We start from the raw sequence: 7,250 nt of genomic DNA, 5'->3' as shown, positions 1-7,250 counted from the left end.
GCTGGAGAAGGTCGACTCCGTGACCGACGTCAGGGAGGTCTTCCGCTCCTGGCAGGAGGGCACGGTCATCCGCTCCTGGCTGCTCGACCTCGCGGTCAACGCGCTCGACGAGGACGAGCACCTGGACAAGCTCCGGGGTTATGCACAGGACTCCGGCGAGGGACGCTGGACTGTGGAAGCCGCGATCGACCACGCGGTGCCGCTGCCGGCGATCACCGCGTCGCTGTTCGCGCGGTTCGCCTCCCGTCAGGAGGACTCGCCCCAGATGAAGATGATCGCGGCGCTGCGGAACCAGTTCGGCGGCCACGCGGTCGAGACCAAGTAAGCAACACCCGACGGTTGGGGAGGTCGGCGAAACGACCATGCACGTCACGCATCTGTCGCTGGCCGACTTCCGCTCGTACCCCCGGGTCGAGGTCCCGCTCGACCCGGGGGTGACGGCCTTCGTCGGCCCGAACGGGCAGGGCAAGACCAACCTCGTCGAGGCCGTCGGCTATCTCGCCACCCTCGGCAGCCACCGCGTCTCCTCCGACGCCCCCCTGGTCCGCATGGGCGCCGAGCGCGCGATCATCCGGGCCCAGGTGCGGCAGGGCGACCGGCAGCAACTGGTCGAGCTGGAGCTGAACCCGGGGCGCGCCAACCGGGCCCGGATCAACAGGTCCTCGCAGGTCAAGCCGCGTGACGTGCTGGGGATCGTGCGGACCGTGCTGTTCGCCCCCGAGGATCTCGCCCTGGTCAAGGGCGACCCCGGTGAGCGGCGCCGCTTCCTCGACGAGCTGATCACCGCCCGTTCCCCGCGTATGGCCGGAGTCCGCTCCGACTACGACCGGGTCCTCAAGCAGCGCAACACCCTCCTGAAGTCGGCCGCGCTCGCCCGTCGGCACGGCGGCCGCAGCATGGACATGTCCACGCTCGACATCTGGGACCAGCATCTCGCCCGCGCGGGTGCCGAGTTGCTCGCCCAGCGCCTGGACCTGATCGCCGCCGTCCAGCCGCTCGCCGACAAGGCGTACGAGCAGCTCGCCCCCGGCGGCGGCCCGATCGCCCTGGAGTACAAGCCGTCCGCCCCGGGCGAGGCGCACACCCGTGAGGACCTGTTCGAGCAACTGATGGCCGCGCTCGCCGAGGCCCGCAAGCAGGAGATCGAGCGCGGCGTCACCCTGGTCGGCCCGCACCGGGACGACCTGCTGCTCAAGCTCGGCCAGCTGCCCGCCAAGGGCTACGCCTCCCACGGCGAGTCCTGGTCCTACGCCCTGGCCCTGCGCCTGGCCTCGTACGACCTGCTCAGAGCCGAGGGCAACGAGCCGGTGCTGGTGCTCGACGACGTCTTCGCCGAGCTGGACACCCGCCGCCGTGAGCGCCTCGCCGAGCTGGTCGCGCCCGGCGAGCAGGTCCTGGTGACCGCCGCGGTCGACGACGACGTCCCGCATGTGCTGTCCGGGGTGCGGTTCGCCGTGTCCGAGGGGACGGTGGAGCGCGTATGACGCAGAACACACCGGAGAACACACCGGACAGCGCACGGGGGAACGCAGCGGAGAGCCCGTCCGGGAAGGCCCCCGGGCCCCGGACCCCCGAGCCGTCCGGCGTCGACCTCGCGCGCGTGGCGCTCCGCGCCGCCAAGGAAGCCGCACGCGCGCGCGGCGACGCGGCGCAGCAGAAGAAGCAGGCGCGCCGCGGCGGACTGCGCTCCGGCGCGCGCGCCGACGGCCGCGACCCCATGGCGCTCGGCTCCGCGATCAACAGGCTGATCAGCGAGCGCGGCTGGGAGGCCCCGGCCGCGGTGGGCGGGGTGATGGGCCGCTGGCCGCAGATCGTCGGCGAGGACGTGGCCAAGCACTGTGTTCCGGAGAGGTACGACGAGGACGAGCACGTCCTGTCCGTGCGCTGCGACTCGACGGCCTGGGCGACGAACCTCCGGCTGCTCGCCCCGACCCTGGTCGCGCGCCTCAACGAGGACCTGGGCCACGGCACGGTGAAGCTGATCAAGGTGCAGGGCCCCGGGGCGCCCAACCGCCGCTACGGCCCGTTGCGCGCCCCCGGGAGCACCGGCCCCGGCGACACCTACGGCTGACGAGAGCCTCCTCCCCGAGGCTGTCCGCAGGCCCCGTGAGGGCCCCGTCGACGCCTGTTTCCCACCGATCGACAGCAAGTGACCGACATCACAAAAGTGGCCGTCGGTGGCCTGCCCGGAGCGCCGGCGCCCCTCTCTTCGCACCCCCGCACACGGTTGCGAATCGCGACCTGACTCCGAAGTAGCCAAGGGTTGACGGCCGGAAGCGCTGAGTGGCTCCGTGAGCCTCTTGGAGCCCCCATCCGCATATCGGGAGTCGGGGAAGACCGGTTGAGGGCGGCACATGCGGACTCAGGTACCGGCAAACCCCCATCAGTGTCAGTGCTACCGGTAGACTGGAGGCAATCCCGCCCCAATCGTGGGGACCGTCCGGGAAAAGCTGAGCAACGCTGATCAAGGCTTACCAACGCAACATGCCGCAGCCGCTCCGGCAACCCGCCGACGAGCCTGGCTCGTGCTGTGCCAGAAAGGGCGCTTCGTGGCCGATTCCGGCAACCCCAACGAGAACAACCCGTCCGTCGAGGCCATGGCTGGAGTCGCCGAGGCCTCAGTCACTGCTTCGTACGACGCCAGTGCCATCACCGTCCTCGAGGGTCTGGACGCGGTCCGCAAGCGACCGGGTATGTACATCGGTTCGACCGGTGAGCGCGGCCTGCACCACCTGGTGCAGGAGGTCGTCGACAACTCCGTCGACGAGGCGCTGGCGGGTTACGCGGACACGATCGACGTGACGATCCTGGCCGACGGCGGCGTGCGGGTCGTCGACAACGGCCGCGGCATCCCGGTGGGCATCGTGCCGTCCGAGGGCAAGCCGGCCGTCGAGGTCGTGCTGACAGTCCTGCACGCGGGCGGCAAGTTCGGCGGCGGCGGGTACGCGGTCTCCGGCGGTCTGCACGGCGTCGGCGTCTCCGTGGTGAACGCCCTGTCGACGAAGGTCGCCGTCGAGGTCAAGACCGACGGCTACCGCTGGACGCAGGACTACAAGCTGGGTGTCCCGACCGCTCCGCTCGCCAAGCACGAGGCCACGGAGGAGCACGGCACCTCGGTCACCTTCTGGGCCGACCCGGACATCTTCGAGACCACCGACTACTCCTTCGAGACGCTCTCGCGGCGCTTCCAGGAGATGGCGTTCCTCAACAAGGGTCTGAGGATCAAGCTCACCGACGAGCGCGAGTCGGCCAAGGCGACGTCAGGTGCGGACGAGGCGGGTGCCGACGAGAAGGCCGAGGTCAAGTCGGTCGACTACCACTACGAGGGTGGCATCGTCGACTTCGTGAAGTACCTCAACTCCCGCAAGGGAGACGTGGTGCACCCCACCGTCATCGACCTGGAGGCGGAGGACAAGGAGAAGCTCCTGTCCCTCGAGGTCGCGATGCAGTGGAACAGCAGCTACACCGAGGGCGTGTACTCCTTCGCGAACATCATCCACACCCACGAGGGCGGTACGCACGAAGAGGGTTTCCGTGCCGCGCTGACCTCGCTGATCAACAAGTACGCGCGCGACAAGAAGCTGCTGCGCGAGAAGGACGACAACCTCACGGGTGACGACATCCGCGAGGGTCTGACCGCGATCATCTCGGTGAAGCTGAGCGAGCCGCAGTTCGAGGGCCAGACCAAGACCAAGCTGGGCAACACCGAGGTGAAGACCTTCGTCCAGAAGGTCGTCTACGAGCACCTCGCGGACTGGCTGGACCGCAACCCGAACGAGGCGGCGGACATCATCCGCAAGGGCATCCAGGCGGCCACCGCGCGCGTGGCGGCCCGCAAGGCGCGGGACCTGACGCGTCGTAAGGGCCTGCTGGAGACCGCGTCCCTGCCGGGCAAGCTCTCCGACTGCCAGTCGAACGACCCCACCAAGTGCGAGATCTTCATCGTCGAGGGTGACTCCGCCGGCGGCTCGGCCAAGTCCGGCCGGAACCCGGAGTACCAGGCGATCCTCCCGATCCGCGGCAAGATCCTCAACGTGGAGAAGGCGCGGATCGACAAGATCCTGCAGAACCAGGAGATCCAGGCGCTGATCTCCGCCTTCGGTACCGGAGTCCACGAGGACTTCGACATCGAGAGGCTGCGCTACCACAAGATCATCCTGATGGCGGACGCCGACGTCGACGGCCAGCACATCAACACCCTGCTGCTGACCTTCCTGTTCCGCTTCATGCGGCCGCTGGTCGAGGCCGGGCACGTGTTCCTGTCGCGTCCCCCGCTCTACAAGATCAAGTGGGGTCGGGACGAGGTCGAGTACGCGTACTCCGACCGCGAGCGCGACGCGCTGCTGGAGATCGGCCGTCAGCGCGGCAAGCGCGTCAAGGAGGACTCGATCCAGCGCTTCAAGGGTCTCGGTGAGATGAACGCCGAGGAGCTGCGCATCACGACCATGGACCAGGAGCACCGCGTCCTCGGTCAGGTCACGCTCGACGACGCCGCCCAGGCCGACGACCTGTTCTCGGTCCTCATGGGTGAGGACGTCGAGGCCCGCCGCGCGTTCATCCAGCGCAACGCCAAGGACGTCCGCTTCCTCGACATCTGAGTCGGTCTCAGCTGACCGCACCAGGAAGGACCTTCACCAGCAATGACCGACGAGAACACTCCCGTGACGACGCCCGAGGGTGACGCCCTGGCCATGCGCGTCGAGCCCGTCGGGCTCGAGACGGAGATGCAGCGCTCGTACCTCGACTACGCGATGTCCGTCATCGTCTCGCGTGCGCTGCCGGACGTCCGCGACGGCCTCAAGCCCGTCCACCGCCGCGTGCTGTACGCCATGTACGACGGCGGCTACCGCCCCGAGCGCGGCTTCTACAAGTGCGCCCGCGTCGTCGGCGACGTCATGGGCAACTACCACCCGCACGGCGACTCCTCCATCTACGACGCCCTCGTGCGCCTCGCCCAGTCGTGGTCGATGCGCATGCCGCTCGTCGACTCCAACGGCAACTTCGGCTCCCCGGGCAACGACCCGGCGGCGGCGATGCGGTACACCGAGTGCAAGATGGCGCCGCTGTCGATGGAGATGGTCCGTGACATCGACGAGGAGACCGTCGACTTCACGGACAACTACGACGGCCGCTCCCAGGAGCCGACCGTCCTGCCGGCCCGCTTCCCGAACCTGCTGATCAACGGCTCGGCCGGCATCGCGGTCGGCATGGCGACCAACATCCCGCCGCACAACCTGCGCGAGGTCGCCGCCGGGGCGCAGTGGTACCTGGAGAACCCCGAGGCGTCCCACGAGGAGCTCCTGGACGCGCTGATCGAGCGCATCAAGGGCCCGGACTTCCCGACCGGCGCGCTCGTCGTCGGCCGCAAGGGCATCGAGGAGGCGTACCGCACCGGCCGCGGCTCCATCACCATGCGCGCGGTCGTCGCGGTCGAGGAGATCCAGAACCGCCAGTGCCTGGTGGTCACGGAACTGCCGTACCAGGTCAACCCGGACAACCTCGCCCAGAAGATTGCCGACCTGGTCAAGGACGGCAAGATCGGCGGCATCGCGGACGTCCGCGACGAGACCTCCTCCCGCACCGGCCAGCGCCTGGTCATCGTGCTGAAGCGGGACGCGGTCGCCAAGGTCGTGCTGAACAACCTCTACAAGCACACCGACCTGCAGACGAACTTCGGCGCCAACATGCTGGCGCTGGTGGACGGCGTGCCGCGCACGCTCTCGCTCGACGCGTTCATCCGCCACTGGGTGACCCACCAGATCGAGGTCATCGTCCGCCGTACGCGCTTCCGGCTGCGCAAGGCCGAGGAGCGCGCGCACATCCTGCGCGGTCTGCTGAAGGCCCTGGACGCCATCGACGAGGTCATCGCGCTGATCCGGCGCAGCGACACCGTCGACATCGCGCGCGGCGGCCTGATGAGCCTCCTGGAGATCGACGAGATCCAGGCCAACGCCATCCTCGAGATGCAGCTGCGCCGACTGGCCGCCCTGGAGCGCCAGAAGATCGTCCAGGAGCACGACGAACTCCAGGCGAAGATCAACGAGTACAACGAGATCCTGGCCTCCCCGGTCCGTCAGCGCGGCATCGTCAGCGCGGAGTTGGCCGCGATCGTCGAGAAGTACGGCGACGACCGCAAGACCAAGCTGATCCCCTACGAGGGCGACATGTCCATCGAGGACCTGATCGCCGAGGAGGACATCGTCGTCACGGTCACCCGGGGCGGCTACATCAAGCGCACCAAGACCGACGACTACCGCGCCCAGAAGCGCGGCGGCAAGGGCGTCCGCGGCACGAAGCTCAAGGAAGACGACATCGTCGACCACTTCTTCGTGTCCACGACGCACCACTGGCTGCTGTTCTTCACCAACAAGGGCCGCGTCTACCGCGTCAAGGGCTACGAACTGCCCGACGCCGGCCGGGACGCACGCGGCCAGCACGTCGCGAACCTGCTCGCCTTCCAGCCGGACGAGGCGATCGCCGAGATCCTGGCGATCCGCGACTACGAGGCGGTTCCGTACCTCGTTCTCGCCACCAAGGCCGGACTTGTGAAGAAGACGCCTCTGAAGGATTACGATTCGCCGCGTTCCGGCGGTGTGATCGCGATCAACCTCCGTTCGATGGAGGACGGTTCGGACGACGAACTGATCGGAGCCGAACTGGTCTCGTCGGACGACGATCTGCTTCTGATCAGCAAAAAGGCACAGTCGATCAGGTTCACAGCGTCCGACGAAACCCTGCGTCCCATGGGCCGCGCCACCTCGGGCGTCAAGGGCATGAGCTTCCGCGAGGGCGACGAGCTGCTCTCGATGAATGTTGTTCGACCCGGTACGTTCGTGTTCACTGCCACCGACGGCGGGTACGCGAAGCGGACCAACGTCGACGAGTACCGCGTCCAGGGTCGCGGCGGCCTCGGCATCAAGGCCGCCAAGATCGTGGAGGACCGTGGATCTCTCGTCGGCGCGCTGGTGGTCGAGGAGACCGACGAGATCCTCGCCATCACGCTGGGCGGCGGTGTGATTCGTACGCGAGTCAACGAGATCAGGGAAACCGGCCGTGACACCATGGGCGTCCAACTGATCAATCTGGGCAAGCGCGATGCCGTCGTCGGCATCGCACGCAACGCCGAGGCGGGACGCGAGGCGGAGGAGGTCGACGGCGACGTGGTCGTCGACGAGACCGCCGAAGGTGCCGCGACCACCGGCACGGACGAGGGTGAGGTGCCCTCGCCCGAGTAGCACGAGGAGTGAGTC

General features: G+C 68.3%; 4 protein-coding genes and 1 pseudogene. All 5 read left to right on the top strand.

What is annotated here, in order from left to right; translation table 11 throughout:
- Positions 1-325, top strand: a pseudogene (locus tag GTY47_RS17800) (6-phosphogluconate dehydrogenase); the annotation flags it as partial.
- Positions 326-362: 37 nt separating this feature from the next.
- Positions 363-1,484 (top strand): DNA replication/repair protein RecF, encoded by a 1,122-nt coding sequence (gene recF, locus GTY47_RS17795; protein ID WP_010032694.1) that lies wholly within the window; start codon positions 363-365, stop codon positions 1,482-1,484.
- Positions 1,481-2,071 carry a DciA family protein gene (locus GTY47_RS17790; RefSeq protein WP_010032693.1) on the top strand — a complete coding sequence of 197 codons (591 nt, stop codon included), beginning with the start codon at positions 1,481-1,483 and terminating at the stop codon, positions 2,069-2,071. Before recF ends, GTY47_RS17790 begins: the two co-directional genes overlap by 4 nt.
- 454 nt (positions 2,072-2,525) lie before the next feature.
- A complete protein-coding gene (gyrB, locus tag GTY47_RS17785; protein ID WP_029180677.1) occupies positions 2,526-4,598 on the top strand; it encodes a DNA topoisomerase (ATP-hydrolyzing) subunit B in 2,073 nt (690 codons plus the stop codon).
- Between the two features lie 42 nt (positions 4,599-4,640).
- Entirely contained in the window at positions 4,641-7,235 is a 2,595-nt protein-coding gene (gyrA, locus tag GTY47_RS17780) for a DNA gyrase subunit A (protein WP_010032685.1), read from the top strand.
- The last annotated feature ends 15 nt before the right edge of the window (positions 7,236-7,250 follow it).

The sequence above is a fragment of the Streptomyces sp. SID5464 genome (assembly GCF_009862985.1).
In the GTDB taxonomy this organism is placed as follows: domain Bacteria; phylum Actinomycetota; class Actinomycetes; order Streptomycetales; family Streptomycetaceae; genus Streptomyces; species Streptomyces chartreusis_D.
The sequence above is the reverse complement of the archived record's forward strand: the minus strand, read 5'-3'. Positions and strand labels throughout refer to the sequence as shown.